The following is a 20,611-nucleotide window of genomic DNA, read 5'->3' as shown; positions in this document are numbered from 1 at the left end:
TACGCGCGCCCGTTCCGCAGTATCACAGCGGCCGATGAGGTGGCGAGCAGCAGGTGGGCGTCTGGGTCAGTGGCTGGTCTCCTTGGCGCTCTCGATGAGCGCCATCGGCGCCTGCGTCGGCGCGGCGACCGAAGGCGGCGCGCAGGCCGCGTCGCCGCAGGATCCGCCGGCGCAGGGGTGGATCACCGCCGCGACGCCTGACGCGGATGCCGGCCCGCGGTGTCCGCACGGCGCGCTGGAGGACCCGCACCGTGGCTTCGTGCGGTGTCTCGAGCCGGGCGAGGCGGACGCCGGCTGGCTGCCGCCGTCCCCGCAGCCCGAGCCCCCTCCGGACGACGCCGGCGCCCCGCCGCCCGACGGCGGCCCCATCGACGGCGGCGCCCCTGACGCCTCGATCGTCTCGGCCCCGCCTCCTCTCGTGGAGGTCAAGGAGCCCGAGTTCATGAACGGCGACGTCCCGAACGTGGCCAAGCGGCTGGAGAAGGTCTCCCCCGAGCTGGCGAAGTGCGTCGCCGATCATGGCGGCCTCTCCGGCGTGACGGGCACCATCAAGCTCCAGTTCCTTGTCCGCGTCCGGGGCCGAGCCGAGGGCGTCGAGATCCTCGATTCCCGTGGCGTGACCCCCGACGCTCAGCGCTGCATCCGTCAGTTCCTCAAGAACCGGCACATCGGCACCCCCAGCGCCGACCCCGTGGGCGTCACCGTCACCCTCTCCCTCCGCGCCCCCAGATAGCGCCCCCACCCCCTCCCGCCCCGGGTCCGTCGCCCGTCGGGTTGACGCAGCCCTCCCGGACTCTATCCTGCCGCGCCGCTGTGCCCGATCCCATGCTCACCCGCGAGATCGCCCGCCGAAAGACGTTCGCGATCATTTCCCACCCCGACGCTGGCAAGACCACGCTCACCGAGAAGCTCCTGCTGTACGGAGGCGCGATCCAGCTCGCCGGCGCCGTGAAGGCGAAGAAGGCGCGGGCCCACGCGGTCAGCGACTGGATGGAGATGGAGCGCGAGCGCGGCATCTCGATCTCCACCAGCGTCCTCCAGTTCCCTTACAAGGGCCGCCTGCTGAGCCTGGTCGATACGCCCGGCCACGCCGATTTCAGCGAGGACACGTACCGCGCGCTCATGGCGACCGACGCGGCCATCATGATCCTCGACTGCGCGAAGGGCGTCGAGGTGCAGACGAAGAAGCTCTTCCGCGTCTGCAAGCTCCGGCAGATGCCGATCTTCACCTTCGTCAACAAGCTCGACCGCCCCGGGCGCGACCCGTTCGAGCTCATCGGCGAGGTCGAGGAGGTCCTCGGCATCGGCGTCTACCCGGTCACCTGGCCCATCTCGGTGGGCGGCAAGTTCCGCGGCGTGTACCACCGCGAGCGCAAGCAGGTGTTCCTCTTCGAGCTCGTCGCGCACGGCGCCGAGATCGCCCCGATGGAGGTCGTGTCGCTCGACGCGCCCGAGCTCGTCGAGGTGCTCGAGGAGGAGGGGGCGCGCCAGCTGCGCGAGGACATCGAGCTCATCGACGCCGCCGGCGACGCGCTCGATCGCGACAAGCTCGCCCGCGGCGAGGTCACGCCGATGTTCTTCGGCAGCGCCATCACCAACTTCGGTCTGCCGCAGTTCCTGGACGCCTTCATCGAGCTCATGCCCCCGCCCGCGCCGCGCGGCAGCGACAAGGGCCCCATCGCCCCGGACGACGACCGCTTCACCGCGTTCGTCTTCAAGATCCAGGCGAACATGGACCGGGCCCACCGCGACCGGATCGCGTTCCTCCGCGTCTGCTCCGGCCGCTACGAGCGCGGGATGAAGGTGCACCACGTGCGCCTCGGCCGCGACATCCGGCTCACCAACCCGGTGCAGTTCATGGCCCAGGAGCGCACGCTCGTGGACGACGGCTTCGCGGGCGACATCATCGGCGTCTTCGACCCCGGGCTGTTCCTCATCGGTGACACCCTGTGCAGCGGCCCGCCTGTGAAGTACGCCGCGCTGCCGCAGTTCCCGCCGGAGCAGTTCGCCCGCGTCCTCATGATCGACCCCATGAAGCGCAAGCAGCTCAAGAAGGGGCTCGATCAGCTCGCGCAGGAGGGCTCGGTGCAGCTCTTCCGGCCGCCGGAGGGGCGGGAGGGCGAGGCCATCCTCGGGGTCGTGGGCGAGCTCCAGTTCGACGTCGTGAAGCACCGGCTCGCGGCCGAATACGGCGTCGACGCCCGGCTCGAGCGGCTCTCGTTCAGCCTGGCCCGCTGGGTCGAGGGCGAGCCGGTGCCCCTCGCCGAGCTCGAGTCGAGCCTCTACGGCTACGGCGCCCGCGACGTGCACGGCAACGCCGTCGTGCTCTTCAAGGGCGAATGGCAGCTCGACGCCTGCGCCAAGGCGTTCCCCAAGACGCGCTTCGTGGAGCTAGGCGGCTCGATCAGCCCGGTCTGAGCGGCGCGCGCCCGCTTCGGATACGGGCCCACCTCGACGTTTTCGGTGCTCGGCGTACGAGAGTACGCCTGCGCGCCGAAAACGCCGATCTGGGCCCGTCTCCTGTGCGGGTGCGTGCCGCTCGGAGCGGCGCGCTACTGCGAGAGGAGCGCCTTGAGGTGGCGCACGGACGGCGAGCCGTGGCTGAGCAGGCGGTCGTGGTAGGCGCGCTCCGAGAAGCCGGGCTTGGCCTGGTGCTCGGCGCGCAGGCGCATCATCTCGGTGAAGCCGTGGAAGTACGTGGTGAGCTGCGCGCTCGTGAGCCGGGCGCGCCGCCACTTGCCGACGGCCTCGCCCTCCTCCTGGAACGCGTCCTTCGTCATGAGCGCGAGCGCCTCCTTCTCGTCCATCGCGCCCGCGTGCACCCCGTGGTCGATGATGGCGTTCGCCGCCATGCGCAGCACCATCTTCTGGCGCTGCATCCGCACCTTCGGGCCGCCAAAGCCGTGGTGGGCCATCAGCCACTCGGTGTAGACCGCCCACCCCTCGACGAACGGGCCGCTCGAGAAGACCGCGCGGAGCTTCGAGGGGAACTCGTTGTTGTGCATGAGCTGCAGGAAGTGCCCCGGCATCGCCTCGTGGATGGTGAGGTCGGCGAGCATGCTCGTGTTGTACTCGCGGTAGAACGAGTCGACGCGCGCCTTCGGCCAGTCCTTCGGCGTCGGCGCGATCGCGAAGAACGTCTCCTGCTTCGCCTCGAGCGGGCCGGACGCGTCGCAGTAGGCGATCGCGACGCCGCGGCGGTACTCCGGCATCTCGATCACCCGGCAGGGCTCGTCCGGGACGCGCACGAGGTCGCGCTTGCGGACGAAGTCGGTCGCCTCCGCGAGCAGCTTCTCCGACGCCTTCACGATGGTGGCGTTCGTCGGGCGATCGGCCGCGATCGCGTCGAGGACCCTCCGGATCGCCGCCATCTTCTCGTCCTGCGTCTCGACCCGCGGGAACGGCTGCTTCCCGAAGAGCTCCGGCCAGAGCTCCCTCGAGGTCTCCAGCATCTCGGCGTGCGTCGCCGCGAGCAGCGCGCGGGCGCCCGTCACCACGCCGTCGATGTCGACGGACGCGTCGTCCAGCGCGAAGCGGAGCTTCCCCTCGAATCGCGCGCGGCCCAGCCGGAAGTCGCCGTCGCTCCGCGGGAGCAGGTCCTTCTCGAGGAACGCCTGGAAGCCCTCGAGCGCCGCGGCGGCGGCCTTCGCGGCCGCGTCGAGCTCGGCCTTCTGCGCCGGCGCGGACGCGAACAGCGCCGGGAGCTCGGCCTTGCAGAGCGCGATGAGCCCCTTGTTCTGCGCGATCGCCGTCTCGGTGTGGATGCGCGGCGGCGCCGCCGTGAGGCGCTGCTGCGCGCTCCGGACGAGCGCGGGGATGCCCGAGAGGCGGCCGCCGAGGCTCCGCAGGCGCTCCTCGAGCGGCGCGAAGCTCCTCGTGATCAGCGGGTCGAGCCCGTCGCCGATGAGGCCGGCGGTGACCATCGGGTTCCACGTCGCCTCGCGGAGCTCGTCGATCGCGAACAGCCAGGAGCGCAGCTGGTTCTCGATCATCGCCGCGTCGACGCGGCTCTGGAGGCCGAGCTGCTCCAGGGGCAGTGCCCGGAGCTCGGACAGCGCGGCCTCGATCGTGCGCCGGCGCGCCGCCTCGCCCTGCTCGGTGACGTCCGGCCACGCGCCGTCGTACCGGTGGTCTCCCGCCTCGGTGGCGCGGACCGGCTCGTCGCGCAGGTACTCCTCGAGCACGCGCGTCGACAGCGCCGCGAGCGCCCGCTCGGCGCCCGCCTCCGCGCCCGCGGCGCCGGGCGGCGCGTCGACCGCGCTCACGACGGGCCCCTTCGCCCCGGGCTGCGCGGGCGGCGCGACCGTGGGCTCGGCCGACCCGCACGCGCAGAGCAGCGCGACGAGCAGGGGAAGGCCGCCACGGTGCGACCTCTGGACGGTGGAGAGCTCATCGAGGAGACCATGGTGTCGCACCTGCGCCTTCTAGCGAAAGCCCGCGGAGAAGGGAACGCGCCCCGGGAAGCGACGGCCTCACGGCGGGCTGCCGAGCGCGGCCTTCGCGAGGCTCACGATCGCGTCCATGTCGGTCTGCACCGCGTCGAGCAGCAGGCCGAGCGCGAGCCGCAGCTGCTTCGAGTTCGGGTGCCGGAGGATGCGCGCCACGCTCTCGGCCGCCAGCTCGCTCAGATCGCGCTCCACGTAGCGAACGATGTGGGCGCTCGACAGCGCGAGGCCCGGGAAGGCGGTGCGGCAGAGCGCGTCGACCAGCTCGCCCACGAGGCCCGGCGCGATGGCCGCGGTGCTCAGCGCCATCCGGGCCTTCTGCGCGCTGATCGTGCACGACTCGGTGCGCAGCTGGCTGATCACGGGCGAGCCGAGCGCCGCGTGCCAGCGAGAGAGCTCGGCGGCCCGGCTCGCCTCGAACTCGCCCGGCGGCGCCTCGGAGACCGGCAGGAGCGCCGCCAGGTGATCGGCCGAGCCGGGGTCGATCGCGACGCGGCGCACGATGATCAGGTCGTGCGCCCGCAGACATCCGAGGAGCAGCCGCGCTGACGCGTCGCGCAGGAGCGGCGCGAGCGCGGCGGCGATCACCGTGGGGGGCGAGCCGATGAGCCCCGGGCTCGACCCCCGCCCGTTGCCCGCCCCCGCGCCGCGGAGGCGGTACGCGCCCGAGCTCGGCGGTGAGCGCACGCTGTGGGGAGGGGGGATGCTCGACGGCGGGTTGGGGTCGACGACCGGCGATGCGCCGGGCACCGGCCCGAAGCCGCGGCTGCTCGGCGGCGCCGCGCTGGTGGGCCGGCCGGCGCCGCCCGCCGGCGGCCGGCTCGACGGCGCCTCCTGGAAGAGCGGCGGCACCGGGGTCGGCCCGCTGCGCCGCGACTGCGTGGTGCGCTCGGCCACGACGTGCAGGGCCGCGAGCTCGATCGCGCGCAGCGCCGGGACGCCGCGCGGCGCGCGGGCCGCGATCGTCGCGGCGAGCTCTGCCTCCCTGCCGAGGAGCGGCGCCTGCTCGCCGGTCTCGCGCAGCAGGTTTCCGGCGAGCTGCGCGCACCGCTCCGCGGCCCTCTCGGCGGCGCTCTGCGTCTGCGGATCCTTGAAATAGAGCGTTAACTTTCCCCTCACGGTCTCGCGGCGCATGGCTGCCGTGACGACCTGCGAAGCGCTCTCGACGTCGGCAGGTTCGCGGCTCCCGAAAGGCCAGAATCCCATGCGGCCATTCTCGCGCGATCCGTGGCCCGGGCGCGAGCGCTTCGAGCGCGCGCCCTCACGCCCGCTCAGTGGCGAGGCGGAACCGATACATAGCGATTGCCGCGCTCGTAGAAGCGCCACGGTTTCTTCGCCCACACACCTGCGTAGTCCACGTTGATGCGAGGCGACCTGCCGATGGGCCCAGCCGCGCCGGGGAGCAGCGAGAGCTGGGCTCCGCAGACATCCATCCCGTAGGCGGAGCGGTCGAGCCCCAGGGCCTTGCAGAGCTTACCAGGGCCGTTGGTCAGCTCGACCCGCCCGGGCGCGACGCCCCGCCGGCGGCTCATGAGCGTGAGCCCCAGCACGGGCTCGATGGCGCGCACGAGCACCACGTGCGGCTCCCCCTCCGAGGCCACGACGAGGTTGAACGCCCAGTGCATGCCGTAAAGCATGAACATATAGGCGTGGCCCGCCGGGCCGAACATGACCTCCGTCCGCACGGTCCGTCGCCCTCCGGCGCTGTGCGCGGCGAGATCTTCCGGGCCGCGGTAGGCCTCGGTCTCGACGATCCGTCCGGCGGCGATGCCCTCGGGGCTCCTGTGGACGAGCACCTTGCCGATGCACGCCCGCGCGACGAGGAGCGGGGGTCGAGCGTAGAAGTCGCGCGGCAGCGGCGCCGCTCCTTCGAGGAGCGCGGCGACTCCGTCGCGGGGCGTGTGAGGCTCGGGCGTGGGGCGCATGGCGGGCTCTCGGCTCTCCGGCGGGGCGTCCGGCGCGCGGGGCGAGCGCGCCCCGCTCAGGGGGGGCGCGCCGCCCGGAAGCGCTCGTCGATGAACGAGAGCACGTCGTCGCGGTGCTTCGTGGCCCGGAGCTCGTGATGGAACACCGCCGCGATGCGCATGCCGGGCTCGATGACGTAGGTGACCCGCCGGGCGACGCCGAGGATCGGCCAGAGGACGCCGTAGGCGCGGCTCACGCTGCGGTCGTCGTCGGCGATCATCGGGAAAGGGACCTTGTTCGACCCGGCGAACCTGCACTGCGTCCTGTGATCATCGGTGCTGATGCCGACGATGCTCGCCCCGGCGAGCACGAGCTCGGCGTGGTTGTCGCGGAACTGCCGGGTCTCGACGGTGCATCCGGGCGTGAACGCCTTCGGGAAGAAGAACACGACCGTGCAGAGCCCGCCCTGCCCGGACAGCACGAAGCGCTGGCCGTCCGTCGCCAGCTTGTCGATCTCCGGCGCGAGCTCACCGACCTTCAGCATGTCGCCGCAATCTGCCGCAAGTCGCCGCCCGCGTCGACAGGCGAGGCGGCGCGGCGCGCTGACGCCGCGCCGCCGCGCTCCGCCCGCGCGACGTCACGTGTCGATGCCGAGCCGCTTCAGCCGGTAATAGAGGGTCGTGCGCTGCATGCTGAACTGCCGCGCGACCTCCGCCTTGTTCCCTCCGCAGCGCTCGAGGGCGGCGAGGAGCTCCCGCCGCTCGATGTCGTCGAGCTGCGAGCTCAGGTCGAGCTTCGGCCGCGACGACGACGGCGAGGCGAGCGCCTTTCCGGTCGCGTCCGCCTCCGGGTCCGCGGCCTTCGGCGCGCGGGCGGGCGGCTCGGCCGGCTGGGGGCGCGCGGTGAACGCGAGGTGCTCGGGCAGGATCACGTCGCCGCGGGAGAGGATGGCGGCTCGCTCGACCACGTTCTCCAGCTCGCGCGTGTTCCCCGGCCACGCATAGGCCGTGAGCTTCGCGATCGCCTCGTCCGAGAGCGCCGTGGCCGCGCGCGCGTTGCGGCGCGCGACCTTGCGCAGGAAGTGCTCGGCGAGGGCGAGGATGTCCTCGCGCCGCTCCCGGAGCGGCGGCAGCCGCAGCGGGAACACCGAGAGCCGGGAGACGAGCTCGGGCAGCACGCCCGCGCGCGCCCACGCCTCCTCGATGCCGGGCGTGAGCGACAGCACGACGCGCACGTCGACGCGGGTGGTCTCGGTCGACCCGAGCCGCTCGACCTCGCCGTCGGTGAGCACGCGCAGCAGCCGCGCCTGGAGCGAGGGCGTGAGCGGCGCCGGCTCGTCGAGGTAGATCGTCCCCCGGTGGGCGAGCTCGAGCCGGCCTGCTCGCTCGGCGAACGCGCCGTCGAAGGCGCCTCGCCGCCAGCCGAACAGCTCGCGCTCGAGCGCGTCGCCCCGGAACGCGGCGCACGTCACCTTGACGAACGGCTGCTCTTCCCGCGGGGAGCCCACGTGGATCGCCCGGGCGACGACCTCCTTCTCCGCCCCCTCCTCGCCCTCGATCAGCACGTGCGTCGCGGCCTTCGCCACCTCGCCGATCCGGGCGGCGACCTCGCGCATGGCGCCGCTCTCGCCGGCGATCTCCCCGAAATCGATCGGGTCCCGCTGCTCGCGCTCGAGGTAGCCGGCGTAGTGCGCGAGCTGCTCGCGCAGCCGCCGGTTCTCCCGGAGGGTCGCGACCCCGCCGATCGCCTGCCGGAGGATGACGGCGAGCTCCTTCGAGTTCCAGGGCTTCTGGACGTAGCGGTCGACCGCGCCCGAGTTGACCGCATCGATGAGCACCGCCATGTCGGCGTGGGCGGTGAGCAGCACGCCCGCGGCGTCCGGCCGCCGCTCCTTCGCCTGCTTGAGGAACTCGATACCGCTCATCCCCGGCATCCGCTGATCCGCGACGATCACCGCAGGATCGAGCCGATCGAGGAGCGAGAGGGCCTCGGCGCCGCCCAGCGCATAGTGGAGCTTGAACGACTTCCTGAAGGCGAACCGGAACGCATCGAGGTTGTCCTGCTCGTCGTCGACGACGAGGACGTCGAAGCTGTTCCAGTCCAGATCGCGCATCGGGTCGCCCTGCCTCCCAGAGTTACTACAGCTCGGCGCGACCGTGACAGCCGAGGTGGCGCGCCCGGCCGCGCGCGCCTGCGCCGCGCCCGGACGGGGGCGAGCGTTCGTCCGACCGCGACGCCGGCGGCACCGGGGCGGATTGATTTCTCCGCCGGCCCAGAAATACGCGGTAAGCTCCGCGCCCGCCCGCGAAGAGGGCGGGCTGGGCGAGCCCCCCACGGAGGAAGCCGGATCATGCTCGAGGACGTCATCAAGGAGCTGCGCGAAGGGATCGACAAGGCCATCGAAGCTCTCCGGCGAGACCTGTCGAAGGTGCGCACCGGGCGCGCGAACGCGGCCATGCTCGACGGCATCCGCGTCGATTACTACGGCGTGCCGACGCCGCTCGTGCAGATGGCCACCGTGTCCGTGCCGGAGCCGCGGCTCATCACGGTCAAGCCCTGGGAGAAGAACCAGGTGAAGGCGGTCGACAAGGCGATCCGGGAGAGCGACCTCGGGCTGAACCCCCAGGTCGACGCGGATCTCATCCGGCTCCCGATCCCGCCGCTGACCGAGGAGCGGCGCCGCGAGATGGTGAAGCTGACGAAGAAGAACGGAGAGGACTGTAAAGTTGCCATCCGGAAGCATCGTCGGGACGCCAACGAGATGATCGACGCCCTCGAAAAGGACGGCGAGGTCAGCGGAGACGAGGCCGACCGCTCGAAGAAGAAGGTCGAGGACGCGGTGGCCGAGGGGACGAGGCAGGTCGACGCGGTGATCGCCGCCAAGGAAAAGGACATCCTGGACGTGTGAGCGGGGTCCGCGGCAGCGTGGCGCCGGCCACCGAGCTCGAAGACCGAGGGGCGGTGGCGGCGCGTGCGGCTCGTGCGACGCGTGCGCCTCGTTGAACACGCCCCGGAGGCGCCTCGCCGTGCTGTCGGCGCGCGACCCGAGGCTGTGCCGGGACCAAGGCCCGGGCCGACAATAAAGCGTTCAATGAAAAAGAGGCTTGCGGTCCCCCCGGTTCGAGTCGGTAGGATCAGGAAGGTCGGCGAGTGGACTTTGGTGGACTTTGGTGGACTTTGGGTGGAAGACGCCCATTGCGGTGCGAGAGGCCCTGCTTGACAGGTTTTCGGTAGCATGAAACGGTTGGTGTTCGAAGCCGAAGGCCCGGAGCCGTCTCAAGGATTCCCGAGGTTATGCGAGCGATCGCTTCAGGAATGACGGACGTTGGTCTCCAACGCGACCACAACGAGGACAGCTACGCCGTCCTGTCGGAGTACGATCTGTTCATCGTCGCGGACGGCATGGGGGGCCACCGCGCGGGGGACGTAGCCAGCAGGCTGGCGACCGAGTCGATCGCGGACTTCTTCCGGTCCACGTCGCGGGAGGACGCCACCTGGCCGTTCCACTTCGACACGAGCCTGTCGGAGGAGGAGAACCGGCTCCAGGCGGGCATCCGCGTGGCCAACCGCCAGATCTTCGAGCGCAGCATCCGGTCGCGCGACTGCGCCGGGATGGGCACGACGATCGTGGGGGCGCTCTTCTCGAAGAAGAAGAACCGCATCTACGTCGGCCATGTCGGCGACAGCCGCGCGTACCGCGTCCGCAAGGGCTCGATCAGCCAGCTCACGCGCGATCACTCGCTGTTCAACGACTACATCATGGCGATGCCCGAGCTCACCGAGGAGCAGCGGGCCGAGCTCCCGCGCAACGTCATCACCCGCGCGCTCGGGATGAACGACAGCGTCGCCGTGGATCTGATCAACGACGAGCCGCAGCCCGGCGACGTCTACCTGCTCTGCTCCGACGGCCTGAGCGGGATGCTCTCGGACGACCAGATCCTCCAGATCGTGAGCTCGACCGTGGAGGTGCCGGAGATGTGCCGCCGGCTCATCGCCAAGGCCAACGAGAACGGCGGCGAGGACAACATCACGGCGCTCGTGATCCGGATCGACGAGCAGGACGAGGCCGCGCTCCCGAACAGCGCGACCCTCGGCCCGCCCGCCGACTCGCAGCAGGTCAACCTGGGCGAGCGCTCGACGGTCCCGGCGGCGTCGAGCTCGCGCTCCCAGAAGAGCTGACGCCCGGGGCGCGCGGTCAGCGCGCTGTCAGCACCCCGGGCGTCCCGGTCGGCTCAGGCCCCGCAGCTGTCGAAGGCCAGGGTGCCCAGCCTGATCTCGCAGGTATCCCGGCCGCCCTTCACGGCCGTGCACTCGAAGGCGACCCAGATCTTGCCTGCGTCGACCCCCTGATCGCTCCCGGGGTCGAACCAGAACGTGCACTGTTCCTCCGTCGTGGAGGTGAAGGCGATGCCGCTCGTCTTCGCCGACGAGAAGCTGACGCTGCCGGTGGCGGGCATCTCCTTCGTCGCGGTGGGGCTGATGCCGTCGATCTTGACGCGGATCTCCGTGGCGGTGGCGCTGTTCTTGGCCTTCCCCGTGACGTCGAAGGTGCCCGATCCGGTCACGGAGCAGTCGACCGTGGCGCCTTCCTCGCCGTCGGCGAGCATCCGGGTCTTCTGGTCGGCGGTGACGTCGCCGAGGAGCTCCGAGTGCCCTGACACGTTGCAGGCGCTGCCTGGGTCGACGAAATTCAGGGAGTAGGCGCCGCGCGGGATAGGCGCCTCGGCGTCGCTGCAGCCGAGGCCGAGCAGGGGTAGGAGACCGAGCACGGGCACGAAGCCGAGGCGGGCGAGACTCATGGCAAGCTCCGGTGGTAGATGGCGGCCCCGAGGCCGCACCTCGCTTCTATCGTACTCGGGGGTCCGCGATCAAACGGCGGCCGCGCCTCACGCGTGCGCGTCCCCCAGCGCCTGCGCGATGTCGTTCCAGAGGTCCTCGCTGGCCTCCAGGCCGACCGAGAGCCGGAGGAGGCCGTCGGCGATGCCGAGCGCCTCCCGCGCCGCCGCGGGCACGGAGGCGTGGGTCATGAGGGCGGGGTGCTCGGCGAGCGACTCGACGCCGCCGAGGCTCTCGGCGCAGGAGAAGATCGCGAGCCGCTCGAGGAACCGCGAGGCGACGGGCAGGCCGCCGCGCACGACGAGCGAGATCATCGCGCCGGGCGCGAGCATCTGCCGCGCGGCGAGCGCGTGGCCGGCGTGCGTGGGCAGGCCGGGGTAGTGCACCGCCTGGACGGCGGGGTGCTCGGCGAGCTTCGCGGCGATGAGCGCGGCCGACGCGCACTGCTGGCGCACGCGCACGCCGAGCGTCTTGATCCCGCGGAGCACCATGTAGCAATCGAACGGGCTCGGCACGGCGCCGAGCGCGTTCTGCAGGAACCCGATCCGCTCGGCGAGCGCGTCCTCCGAGGTGATGAGCGCGCCGCCGACGACGTCCGAGTGCCCGTTCAGGTACTTCGTTGTCGAGTGCGCCACGACGTGGGCGCCGAGGTCGAGCGGCCGCTGGAGCACCGGCGTGGCGAACGTGTTGTCGACCACGAGCAGCGCCCCGTGCGCGCGCGCGATCCCGGCGATCCCGGCGATGTCGGAGATCTTGAGCATGGGGTTCGTCGGGGTCTCGATCCAGATCATCCGCGTGGCCGGGGTGAGGGCCCTGCGGACGACGTCGAGGTCGCTCATGTCGACCGAGGTCGAGCCGATGCCCATCGGCCGCATGACCTTGTCGAAGAGCCGGAAGGTGCCGCCGTAGACGTCGTCACCCGAGAGCACGTGATCTCCGGGCCGGAGCGTGTGGAGCAGGGTGGCGGTCGCCGCCGAGCCGCTGCCGAAGGCGAAGCCGTGGCGCCCTCCCTCGAGCGCGGCGAGGCACGTCTCGAGCGCCTTGCGGGTGGGGTTGCCGCTGCGCGAGTACTCGAACCCCTTGTGATCGCCCGGCCGCTCCTGCGCGAAGGTGCTCGCGAGGACGATCGGCGTCATGACCGCGCCGCTCGTCGGATCCGGCGGCTGTCCGGCGTGGATGGCGAGCGTGTCGAGGGCGAGCCTGTCGTGACCTAGGTGGGGCTTCATGCGAGCGAGACTTATCCCATGGGCCGCGTGCGTCCACTCCTGGCGGGCACGAGGGCCGGGCGCGCGCGGGGTCCTCCCCCGCTGCCGCGGGCGGAGCTAGCCCCGCGGAGCGCCTGCGTCGAAGGCGTCGAGCAGCGCCCGCGCGCTCTCCACGCGGCGCGCTGGATCGTGATCGAGCGCGCGAACGAGCGCGCGGCGCTGCCCCGGCGAGAGCGCCTCCGCCGCGGCGAGCGCCTCGAGGCGGAGGCCCGACTCGCCGATCTCGACGAGCATCGCGGCCTGCTCGCGCGCGCGCGTGAGCGGCGCGCCGGTGGCGAAGGCGACGAGGGTCGCCGCCATCGCGTAGACGTCGCCGCGCGCGGTCGGCGGCGATTCGCCGCGGGCGATCTCGGGGGCAACGAACGGGAGGGTGCCCCGGTCGGCGGTCTCGAGATCCGGATCCATGCCGCGGAACCGCGCGGCGCCGAGATCGACGAGGCCGATGTCGCCGAGCGGACCGAGCAGCACGTGATCGGGGCCGAGATCGCCGTGGACGAAGCCGAGCGGCCCCCCGGCGTCCTCGATCTCCTGGAGCTCGGCGAGGGTCTCGATCGCGGCCCGGACGACGTGGACGACGAGCGAGGCGGGCGGCGGCCGGCCGCGGCCGCGCCATCCGTCGAGCACGTCGCGCAGGGAGGCGCCCTCGCGCCGGCTCTCGAGGAGGAAGGGGCCGTGGCGGTCGGCGCCGACGCGCGCGAGCGCGGGCAGGGCAGGGTGCCGGGCGAGAGAGAGCGCCTTCGCCTCGCGGACCATGGCGGCCCGCCCGGCGTGCTCGTGGAGGACGCGGGGGACGAGGCGCTTGCACACGAGCGCGGGACCGCGCGGCGGGCCTCCGAGCCGGACCAGCGCCACGTCGAACGTGGCGCCCGCGCCGAGGTGCTCGACGAGCTCGGTGCCGTCGGGAGCGGGGTAGGGCATGGGCCCTCAGCCGCCCTCTCCCTGCGCCGGGGCCAGCTCGTCGCACTCGCGGAGCCACCGCAGCGCCTCGTCCGCGCCGTCGCTGCCGCGCATCGCGAGCGTCCACCGCGCGTCGCGCCAGCGCGCCGCGAGCTCGGCCCAGCGCGCCGGCGCGCCTTCGCGCGCGGAGAGGGCGGCGATCCGGTCATCGAGGCTCTGGAACGGAAACACCGGGTTGCCGAGCCCGAACCGCGCCTGCGTCCAGTGGACCACGCCGATGAGGAGGCCATACCGGCAGCGGCGGGTCGCCTCGTTCACGCCCACCACCGGCGATCTCCAGTCGAGGTGGATGTCATCGAGCTCCGGCAGCCGCGGCTCGCGCTTGCCCACGCAGACGTGCACCGCCTCCTGATCGGGCCGGTGCACCTCGCGCCAGCTGTCCGCGTCGAGCGGCTCGCCGCCCCGGAGGAGCGAGCGGATGCTCCCCGCGAGGGCGCCGAGCAGCGCGCCTCGCTGGTGCTCGATCCCCCCGAGGATCGTGTCGCGCGCCATGCGGCGGCCGCCCGTCCCCGCGAACTGGCCGTCGAGGCGTTCGCGCATCGCCGCCGGCTCGGCGTAGACCACCTTGAATCCCGCGCTCCCGCCGACCCACACGTTGCGCAGATACCTGATCTGCGCCCACAGCCCGAGCGTAGGGTCGATGTCGCGAAACCGCTCGAAGACGCGCGCAACGACGTTGACGCACGTCGGCCCGAGCCGGGTGAGCGCCTCGCCGAGGTCGCGGGGCGCGGGGGCGCCCCAGAACGCGTTGTCCAGGTTGAGCTCCGCCCCGGGGCTGCCGGCGAGCCGGTCGGCGAGGCTCCGCTCCAGCGCCTCGCGCAGCGGGCCTTCCAGCCAGGCGAGGTGCGGGCCCGCCCCTGCGTCGCGTGAGCCGGTCATGCGAACATCGTATCCCCCGGGCGCGCCGGGCGCGATGGCGCGGCGAGCTCGCCGGCGAGCGCTGCGCCGCGGCTGCCTGTGGGATGGCGACGCACCTGCACGGGGGGAGGGAGGTGGCCAACTTTTCTTCGCGTCATGCGGCATATCTCTGCGTTCCGCGCGAACGTGCTAGAAGTCTTGAGAACGGCATGGATCCCAAGATCTTGGAGATGCTCTTCATCGCTGTTAGCAACGGCGTCGCCCTCTTCATCGGCGCTTACCTGGCGCGCAGATCGGCCGATCTCAGCGCGGAGCGGCGGGCCGAGCACGAGGAGAGGGCGGAGCTCAAGAGACAGCGGCGGGAAGCGCTCCTGGTGCGACTGGCCCTCCAGCGGCGCGCGCTCGACGACTACGCGCGGACGATCGTCCGGTGGTCCTCGGCGCCTGCGGCCGGGGCGCCGCGCTCGAGGGAGGAGGACCTCGCGGCGGACCAGGAGTCCATCGCGATGTACGCGCACATGGCCAACGCGTTCGGGAGTCGCCAGTTCGCCGAGCAGGCCGCCGCGACGCTGCACGCGGTGCGCGCCGGCCGGGGCAATGCCCAGGTCTTCCCGTTCTCCGTGCAGATCGCCTCCGCCTGCTACCAGGAGATGATCCGGGCGATCTCCGAGCTCGAGAAGGAGATCGGCCTGCCGGCGCCGCGGTCGCCCGCGCGGCCGTTCCTCCCGGACGAGGAGCTCGCGAAGGAGGCGACTCGGCTGTTCTCCAGGAACGTCGTCGAGCGCTCCGGGATCGATCTCGGCATGGTCGATCAGATCCTGGAGCGCGTCCGGGTGAACCCGTCCGAGGAGACGGACAGCCCCAGATAGGGCTCACGCCTCCGGCGTCACTGGCTCCATCCCAGCCGGATGAGGGCGTAGAAGACCAGGAGGCGAGGCACCCGGAACAGCACCATAAGGAAGAAGTACCGCGGCGGGATCCGGTACAGCCCCGACATGTAGCAGAGCATCGAGAAGGGGATCGGCGAGAGGCTCCCGACGGCGATCGCCCAGTACCCGTAACGGTCGAAGAGCCGGTCTATCCTGGGCCGCGTCCGCTCCAGGCGCGCGGCGAAGATGCGGAGACGCGCGAGGTGGCCGGCGAGGCGGTACCCCGTGCAGCCGGCGAGGAGCGAGGCCGCCGAGATCGTGATCATGGGCGCGACCTGCGAGCCTCCCGAGGAGATCGCCGTCAGCATGTAGAACTGCGGCGGGATCGGGAAGGAGAACGCATCGGCGAGGTAGGTGCCGACGAACATCCCGGCGAGGCCGAAGCGCTGCACGAACCCGCGGCCGAGCGCGTCGAGCTGGTCGCGCGCGAGGTGCGCCGCGAGCGCGATGAGCGCGAAGAGCGCGCCCAGGCTGAGCGCCAGCTGGACCAGCGTGCGCCACAGATCTCGCCGCTCGTCGCGCCGGCGCGGCCCGCTCGTCTGCGGCGTCAGACCGCCTCCTGCCGGCGGCGCTGGAGCCGCTCGATGATCCGCCTGCTGCGGAGCGTGCTCTGAAAGATCCGCGTCGCCTTCTCGAGGGCGTCGAGGAGCCTCTGCGCCGCGCCGTGCTTGTCGACGTAGGCGAACGGCCGGTGCGCGTGGATGACCTCGAACGAGTCCTTCTCGTCCTGATACGCCGAATAGAAGATCACGGGCACTTCCGGCTGCACCTTCCGGATCTGGTCGCAGACCCAGAAGCCGTCCTGCCCCGACATCCGCACATCGATGATCACGGCGCAGGTATCCTCGGTGAACGCGGCGACCCCGTCCAGGGCCGAGGTGCACACGACGAGGTGATATCGCTCCGAGAGGAGGGCGCCGAGCGGCTGCCAGAGGCTCCTGTCCTCGTCGACCACGAGCACGAGAGGGAGCCGCGTGGACTCGGGCTTCTCGCGATCCGGCCGCTGGGCTGGGTCGGCCTCGAGCAGGGTATCGGATTCCTTGGAGGACATTCGGCCTGGGACGTGGAGGCGCGTCGGGGCGCCCATGCCACGATGTACCACGTCCTGCGCATCGAGCCAGCGCTGCGGTGCGGCGAGGTTTCCATGCGCGCGCGTTGCCGGGCGCGCGCGTTGCCGGGCGCGCGCGTTGCCGGGCGCGCGCGTTGCCGGGCGCGCGCGTTGCCGGGCGCGCGCGTTGCCGGGCGCGCGCGCCGTGGGCGGCGGTCTGGGATTCGTCTATGCTGGGCGCGGCGGCGTGGCCTCATGGTGAGGCCTGCAGGCCTGTTGCGGAGCGCTGCGATCGTGCCGGGTCGAGCGCTCGTCTTCTCGTGCGCTGACCGGGGCTGCCGGCCGGCAGCCGGTCGCTCGCCGGGAAGAGCCCTACAACCGAGATGAGCTGCCCATGAAGAACGCAGGACTCCGATCGATTCCCCTCGTCATCGCCGCCGCTCTCGGCCTCTCTGCCGCGGTCGCCGCCGGGTGCAAGGGAGAAGAGAGCTTGCACGCGTGCAGTGAGCTCTGCAAGCACCGCATCCTCTGCGCGGAGGAGCAAGAGGCACCGCCGCCGAGCCAGACCACCTGTGAGACCGCGTGCCTCGGCATGGAGGGAGCCGATCTCGTGGAACGAACCGAGGCGTGCGTGAACGAAGCGTCCTGTGATTATGTCGCGTGCGCGGACCCCTGAGCCCGTCGCGCGCCCGCGCGGGAGGCGGGGCGCGCCGCGCCTCCCGGCCGGATAGCGGGCGCGAGGATGTCCGGCGCGATCACGGCTCGGCGTCGCACTCGGGCGCGTCGCGGAGCTTGCCCGAGGTGTGCGGTCCGTCGAAGCGCAGGAGCTCGAGATCGACCAGATCGAGGCTCTTGAACGTCAGGTCCAGCGGGCCGACCGACACGCCGGCTTCCGCCTCGGCGTAGGCGCGCACGCCGCCGTCGACCCGCGCGTCGTACGAGCAGTAGGGCGGCGCGGTCTCCGCGCTGACGCGCGCATACGCCTGGACTCCGATGTTCGGACCGAGGATGCCGTAGAGGCGCGCTCGGAGCTCGGCGCCGGCGCTCACCTTGCCGGACGCCGTGATCGGGCCGGGCGCCCCGATCGAGGCTGTCCCCGAGGCCGAGCACGAGGGCTCCCAGATCGTGCGCCACGTCTCGTTCTTGTACTCGACCCCGGCCCTGAGCTCGGCGGTCGTCTGCGCCTCGGCCACCACCTCGGCGGCCGTGAAGGACAGCCCCACATCGGCCTTCGCCCTCGGCACGACGTTCGTCGTGACGACGATGGGCACGGGGCCCACCCAGAACGTCAGCGTCGGCAGCGGCACGCTGGGGACGCCCCCGGCGAGCTCGAGGAGATCGACGGTGCAGCGCCCCGTGATCGTGCCGGCGCCGTGGAGCTCGGCGCTCACGTCGAGCCTGCCCGACGCGACGAAGCGGAGCTGCTTCAGCTCCGGCACCGGGTTGACGGTGCCCCGCGGGCCGACGTGGACCTCGAAGTCGAGCACCGGAGAGAGCTCGGCCGTGACGTCGAGCGCCGCCGTCCCGTGCGCGCTGACCCCGCACGAGGCCGGGAGCGAGGCCGAGGAGAGCTCGAACAGCTTCATCGAGGCGCCGGACGAGATCTTCAGGGCTTCCGCCTGGCTCGCGATCTGCTCGCCGTCCTCCACGCCGATCTCGCGAGCGCGCGCGAGGTGCTCGTCGATGGCCTGCGCGTACTCGCGCGCGTCGTAGTGGACGTGGAAATGCCCTTCGGTGATGAACTCCGTGAGGTCGGCGGGCGTCGTCTCGAGCGCGACCCGCGCCGCGTCGAGCACGCGGACGCGCACGACGCGGGCGAGGTAGCCGCCGCCCTGCGTGCCGCCGAGCACGTCGCCCGCCGCGAACGGCGGCAGGCTGCCGTCGTGGGTGATGACGAGCTCGTGATCCCCGAGCTCCGCCGCGACGAACCCCGGCTCCTTCTCGGGGACGCGGGCGCGCTCGGACAGCTTGAGCGGCTGGACGACATCGACAGCGCCGGGGGCCGGCAGCTCGGCAGGATCTGCGACATCGCCCGGCGGGGCGGCGCACGCCGCGAGCCCGGGCGCGGAGGCCGCGAGGAAGACGGCAGAGAGGAGGCGCGCGGCCAGCGCGCGGCTCCCAGGGAGAGTGGTTTTCATGCGCGCCGACGCTACGCAGGTACTGTGGCGAACGGGTTACAGAGGCGAGACTTGCTGTCTCCGGGAGAGGGGATAATGGCTCACCGCGATGGGGGGATATCCATGAATCGAGCTCTGCGGTCTGCCAGATAGAGAGGCACCCGGCGGCCGGCTCCTCGGCGCCCTCCCCACCGCCCGCCGCCTCGCCTTGCCCCGCCGTGCGTCCCCGGGCAGGCTCCGGTCATGGGCCAGCCCGCCGAGAAGCCGCGCCGCGCCACGGTCGCCGACCTGGAGGCCGTCCCGCCGAACAAGGTGGCGGAGCTCGTCGGCGGCCAGCTGCACGTGATGCCCCGGCCAGCGCCGCGCCATGCGAACGCGAGCGCCGCCCTCATCATGGAGATCGGCGGCCCGTTCCATCGCGGTCGCGGCGGCCCAGGCGGCTGGTGGATCCTCAACGAGCCCGAGTTGCACTTCCCGGACCCGGCGGCGCCCGGCGAAGCAGAGGCGATCGTGCCGGATGTCGCTGGCTGGCGTCGCGAGCGCATGCCCGAGCTGCCCGAGACGGCCTACTTCGCGCTCGCCCCGGACTGGATCTGCGAGGTCTTGAGCCCGTCGACGGCGGCCTTCGACCGCAACGAGAAGATGCCGATCTACGCGCGCGAGGGCGTGCGGCACGCGTGGCTCGTCGACCCGATCGCACGGACGCTCGAGGTCTTCTCGCTCGGCCCGGGCCGGGGCTGGGAGCGCGGCCCCGTCCACCGCGACGCGGCGCGGGTTCGGGTAGAGCCCTTCGACGCCGTCGAGCTCGACCTCTCGGTGCTCTGGTCGACGTAGCGAAGGGGAACCCCGACGAGAGCGGCCTGACGGGGTTCGCTAACGATTTCGGGCTGTTCTACCTGGGGTGAGTAACGGGAATCGAACCCGCGACAACTGGAGCCACAATCCAGTGCTCTACCAACTGAGCTATACCCACCGTTCTTCACGGCCCGAGGGCTGCGAAGGCCTGGCAGAATACTCAGCCCCGCGCAGAGTGCAATCGGGTAAACGCTCCGCGCGTCGCTCTTTCCCTCCGGCGGCCTCCGGCGGCCTCCGGCGCCCGGAGGATTTGCGCCCCCCCGCCCGCCCCCCCGGACGCCTCCCGCTCAGAGCGTCGCCCACCGGCGCAGCGCGACCCGGCGGGCGCGGTCGAGGTCCGCGCGGTGGCGCGTCGAGATCGGCGCGCGCTGCGCCGGCGGCCCGGCCGCGCCGGTCGGCTCGTCCGCCGTCTCGCGGCCGGACGCCGCGAGCAGCGCCGCCGTGAGCGAGCTCTCGAGGGCGGCCAGGTCGTAGCCGCCCTCCAGGAAGATCGCGAGCCGCCCCCCCGCCTTCGCCTTCGCCATCGCCGCGAGCCGGCGACCCATCGCCGCGTAGGCCGAGCGCGACAGCTTCATCGCCGCCATCGGATCGCGCTCGTGCGCGTCGAACCCGGCCGAGACAAGGATGAGCTCGGGCGCGTACTCGTCGAGCACCGGCAGGACGAGCTCGTCGAACGCCGCCTCGTAGACCGCATCCGTCGCCCCGTCGGACAGCGGCACGTTCACCGTGTAGCCGGAGCCCTCGCCGCCGCCGAGCTCCTCGGCGGCGCCGGTGCCGGGATAGAACGGCCACTGGTGCAGCGAGCAGAACAGCACCCGCGGGTCGTCCCAGAAGATGTCCTGCGTGCCGTTGCCGTGGTGCACGTCGAAGTCGATCACCGCCACCCGCGAGAGCCCGCTGTTCAACGCGGCCCTCGCCGCCACGGCGACGTTGTTCAGGAGGCAGAAGCCCATGCCCGCGTCGCGCGTCGCGTGGTGGCCGGGCGGCCGCAGCAGCGCGACCCCGAGCCGGCCGGGGCCGGCGAGCACCGCCTCGACAAGCGCCACCGCGGCGCCGGCGCCGCGCCTCGCCGCGTCGACCGAGCGCGGGACGACGTACGTGTCGGGGTCGAGCGCCGCGTAGTGCCCGCTGACCCGACCCAGCGACTCCAGGTACCGGGGGGCGTGGACCCGGGCGAGCTCTTCCTCGGTGGCGTCGCGCGTCGCGACGCTCTCGAGCGAGAGGCCGGACGCCGCGCAGCGCTCGATCGCCCGCCGGGCGGCCTCGAGGCGCTCCGGGCGCTCTGGGTGGGCGCCGCGCGCGCGATGTTGTTCAAACAGCGCGTCGTCGACGACGTAGAGGCGCGGGGCCTCGGAGTGCGGCTGATTCAAGTGCACCATGAGCTGGGTGGAGAGTT

General features: G+C 72.3%; 20 protein-coding genes and 1 tRNA gene. 7 read left to right on the top strand and 14 right to left on the bottom strand.

Features of this window, described 5'->3' with window-relative positions; all coding sequences use genetic code 11:
• Nucleotides 1–94: 94 nt before the first annotated feature.
• Together WME75_RS32625 and WME75_RS32620 are read left to right on the top strand one after the other, a co-directional pair.
• Complete coding sequence (locus WME75_RS32625; protein WP_437479119.1) at nucleotides 95–733, top strand: hypothetical protein; 639 nt, start codon at nucleotides 95–97, stop codon at nucleotides 731–733.
• A 92-nt stretch (nucleotides 734–825) separates the two neighbouring features.
• Nucleotides 826–2,418, top strand: coding sequence for a peptide chain release factor 3 (locus WME75_RS32620; RefSeq protein WP_437479118.1), 1,593 nt, complete (start codon nucleotides 826–828; stop codon nucleotides 2,416–2,418).
• Nucleotides 2,419–2,552: 134 nt separating this feature from the next.
• Here the strand turns inward: WME75_RS32620 and WME75_RS32615 are convergent, their stop codons facing one another.
• The 5 genes from WME75_RS32615 to WME75_RS32595 all read right to left on the bottom strand — a co-directional run bounded on the left by WME75_RS32615 (nucleotide 2,553) and on the right by WME75_RS32595 (nucleotide 8,463).
• Nucleotides 2,553–4,415 (bottom strand): DUF885 domain-containing protein, encoded by a 1,863-nt coding sequence (locus WME75_RS32615; protein WP_437479117.1) that lies wholly within the window; start codon nucleotides 4,413–4,415, stop codon nucleotides 2,553–2,555.
• 57 nt (nucleotides 4,416–4,472) lie between these two features.
• Nucleotides 4,473–5,564 (bottom strand): hypothetical protein, encoded by a 1,092-nt coding sequence (locus WME75_RS32610; RefSeq protein ID WP_437479116.1) that lies wholly within the window; start codon nucleotides 5,562–5,564, stop codon nucleotides 4,473–4,475.
• Nucleotides 5,565–5,716: 152 nt separating this feature from the next.
• Entirely contained in the window at nucleotides 5,717–6,370 is a 654-nt protein-coding gene (locus WME75_RS32605) for a DNA-3-methyladenine glycosylase (RefSeq protein WP_437479115.1), read from the bottom strand.
• 56 nt (nucleotides 6,371–6,426) lie between these two features.
• Nucleotides 6,427–6,894 (bottom strand): peroxiredoxin, encoded by a 468-nt coding sequence (locus WME75_RS32600; protein WP_437479114.1) that lies wholly within the window; start codon nucleotides 6,892–6,894, stop codon nucleotides 6,427–6,429.
• Between the two features lie 93 nt (nucleotides 6,895–6,987).
• Nucleotides 6,988–8,463 (bottom strand): sigma-54-dependent transcriptional regulator, encoded by a 1,476-nt coding sequence (locus WME75_RS32595; RefSeq protein WP_437479113.1) that lies wholly within the window; start codon nucleotides 8,461–8,463, stop codon nucleotides 6,988–6,990.
• A 237-nt stretch (nucleotides 8,464–8,700) separates the two neighbouring features.
• On the opposite strand from WME75_RS32595, the gene frr reads away from it, so the two are divergent.
• Nucleotides 8,701–9,258, top strand: coding sequence for a ribosome recycling factor (frr, locus tag WME75_RS32590; RefSeq protein WP_437479112.1), 558 nt, complete (start codon nucleotides 8,701–8,703; stop codon nucleotides 9,256–9,258).
• Nucleotides 9,259–9,665: 407 nt separating this feature from the next.
• Nucleotides 9,666–10,529 carry a Stp1/IreP family PP2C-type Ser/Thr phosphatase gene (locus tag WME75_RS32585; protein WP_437479111.1) on the top strand — a complete coding sequence of 288 codons (864 nt, stop codon included), beginning with the start codon at nucleotides 9,666–9,668 and terminating at the stop codon, nucleotides 10,527–10,529.
• Nucleotides 10,530–10,582: 53 nt separating this feature from the next.
• On the opposite strand, the gene WME75_RS32580 is transcribed toward WME75_RS32585, so the two are convergent.
• The 4 genes from WME75_RS32580 to WME75_RS32565 all read right to left on the bottom strand — a co-directional run bounded on the left by WME75_RS32580 (nucleotide 10,583) and on the right by WME75_RS32565 (nucleotide 14,287).
• On the bottom strand, nucleotides 10,583–11,149 hold the full coding sequence (locus WME75_RS32580; RefSeq protein WP_437479110.1) for a hypothetical protein: 567 nt from the start codon (nucleotides 11,147–11,149) through the stop codon (nucleotides 10,583–10,585).
• Nucleotides 11,150–11,236: 87 nt separating this feature from the next.
• Nucleotides 11,237–12,412 carry a cystathionine gamma-synthase gene (locus WME75_RS32575; RefSeq protein ID WP_437479109.1) on the bottom strand — a complete coding sequence of 392 codons (1,176 nt, stop codon included), beginning with the start codon at nucleotides 12,410–12,412 and terminating at the stop codon, nucleotides 11,237–11,239.
• A gap of 96 nt (nucleotides 12,413–12,508) precedes the next feature.
• Entirely contained in the window at nucleotides 12,509–13,369 is an 861-nt protein-coding gene (locus WME75_RS32570) for a protein kinase domain-containing protein (RefSeq protein ID WP_437479108.1), read from the bottom strand.
• A gap of 6 nt (nucleotides 13,370–13,375) precedes the next feature.
• Complete coding sequence (locus WME75_RS32565; protein ID WP_437479107.1) at nucleotides 13,376–14,287, bottom strand: hypothetical protein; 912 nt, start codon at nucleotides 14,285–14,287, stop codon at nucleotides 13,376–13,378.
• Nucleotides 14,288–14,496: 209 nt separating this feature from the next.
• Between WME75_RS32565 and WME75_RS32560 the strand changes: the two genes are divergently transcribed.
• Entirely contained in the window at nucleotides 14,497–15,135 is a 639-nt protein-coding gene (locus WME75_RS32560) for a hypothetical protein (RefSeq protein WP_437479106.1), read from the top strand.
• Nucleotides 15,136–15,152: 17 nt separating this feature from the next.
• Here WME75_RS32560 and WME75_RS32555 read toward each other — a convergent pair whose 3' ends face one another.
• Nucleotides 15,153–15,587: a YqaA family protein gene (locus tag WME75_RS32555; protein WP_437479105.1), complete on the bottom strand. Its 435-nt coding sequence runs from the start codon at nucleotides 15,585–15,587 to the stop codon at nucleotides 15,153–15,155.
• Between the two features lie 155 nt (nucleotides 15,588–15,742).
• Nucleotides 15,743–16,246, bottom strand: a complete 504-nt coding sequence (locus tag WME75_RS32550) for a response regulator (RefSeq protein WP_437479104.1) — start codon at nucleotides 16,244–16,246, stop codon at nucleotides 15,743–15,745.
• A gap of 391 nt (nucleotides 16,247–16,637) precedes the next feature.
• Here WME75_RS32550 and WME75_RS32545 point away from each other — a divergent pair, with 391 nt between their 5' ends.
• Nucleotides 16,638–16,919 carry a hypothetical protein gene (locus WME75_RS32545; protein WP_437479103.1) on the top strand — a complete coding sequence of 94 codons (282 nt, stop codon included), beginning with the start codon at nucleotides 16,638–16,640 and terminating at the stop codon, nucleotides 16,917–16,919.
• A 79-nt stretch (nucleotides 16,920–16,998) separates the two neighbouring features.
• Here WME75_RS32545 and WME75_RS32540 read toward each other — a convergent pair whose 3' ends face one another.
• Nucleotides 16,999–18,381, bottom strand: coding sequence for a hypothetical protein (locus tag WME75_RS32540; protein ID WP_437479102.1), 1,383 nt, complete (start codon nucleotides 18,379–18,381; stop codon nucleotides 16,999–17,001).
• A gap of 222 nt (nucleotides 18,382–18,603) precedes the next feature.
• On the opposite strand from WME75_RS32540, the gene WME75_RS32535 reads away from it, so the two are divergent.
• The gene (locus WME75_RS32535; protein ID WP_437479101.1) at nucleotides 18,604–19,194 is read left to right on the top strand and encodes a Uma2 family endonuclease; all 591 of its coding nucleotides are present in this window, start codon (nucleotides 18,604–18,606) and stop codon (nucleotides 19,192–19,194) included.
• Nucleotides 19,195–19,257: 63 nt separating this feature from the next.
• Here WME75_RS32535 and WME75_RS32530 read toward each other — a convergent pair.
• Nucleotides 19,258–19,333, bottom strand: a tRNA-His gene (locus tag WME75_RS32530).
• Nucleotides 19,334–19,502: 169 nt separating this feature from the next.
• A complete protein-coding gene (locus WME75_RS32525) occupies nucleotides 19,503–20,594 on the bottom strand; it encodes a histone deacetylase family protein (protein ID WP_437479100.1) in 1,092 nt (363 codons plus the stop codon).
• Nucleotides 20,595–20,611: the final 17 nt, after the last annotated feature.

The organism is Sorangium sp. So ce1014 (assembly GCF_051521505.1).
In the GTDB taxonomy this organism is placed as follows: Bacteria; Myxococcota_A; Polyangia; order Polyangiales; family Polyangiaceae; genus Sorangium.
Note: the sequence above shows the minus strand (reverse complement) of the source record. Positions and strands in the feature narration are given on the sequence as shown.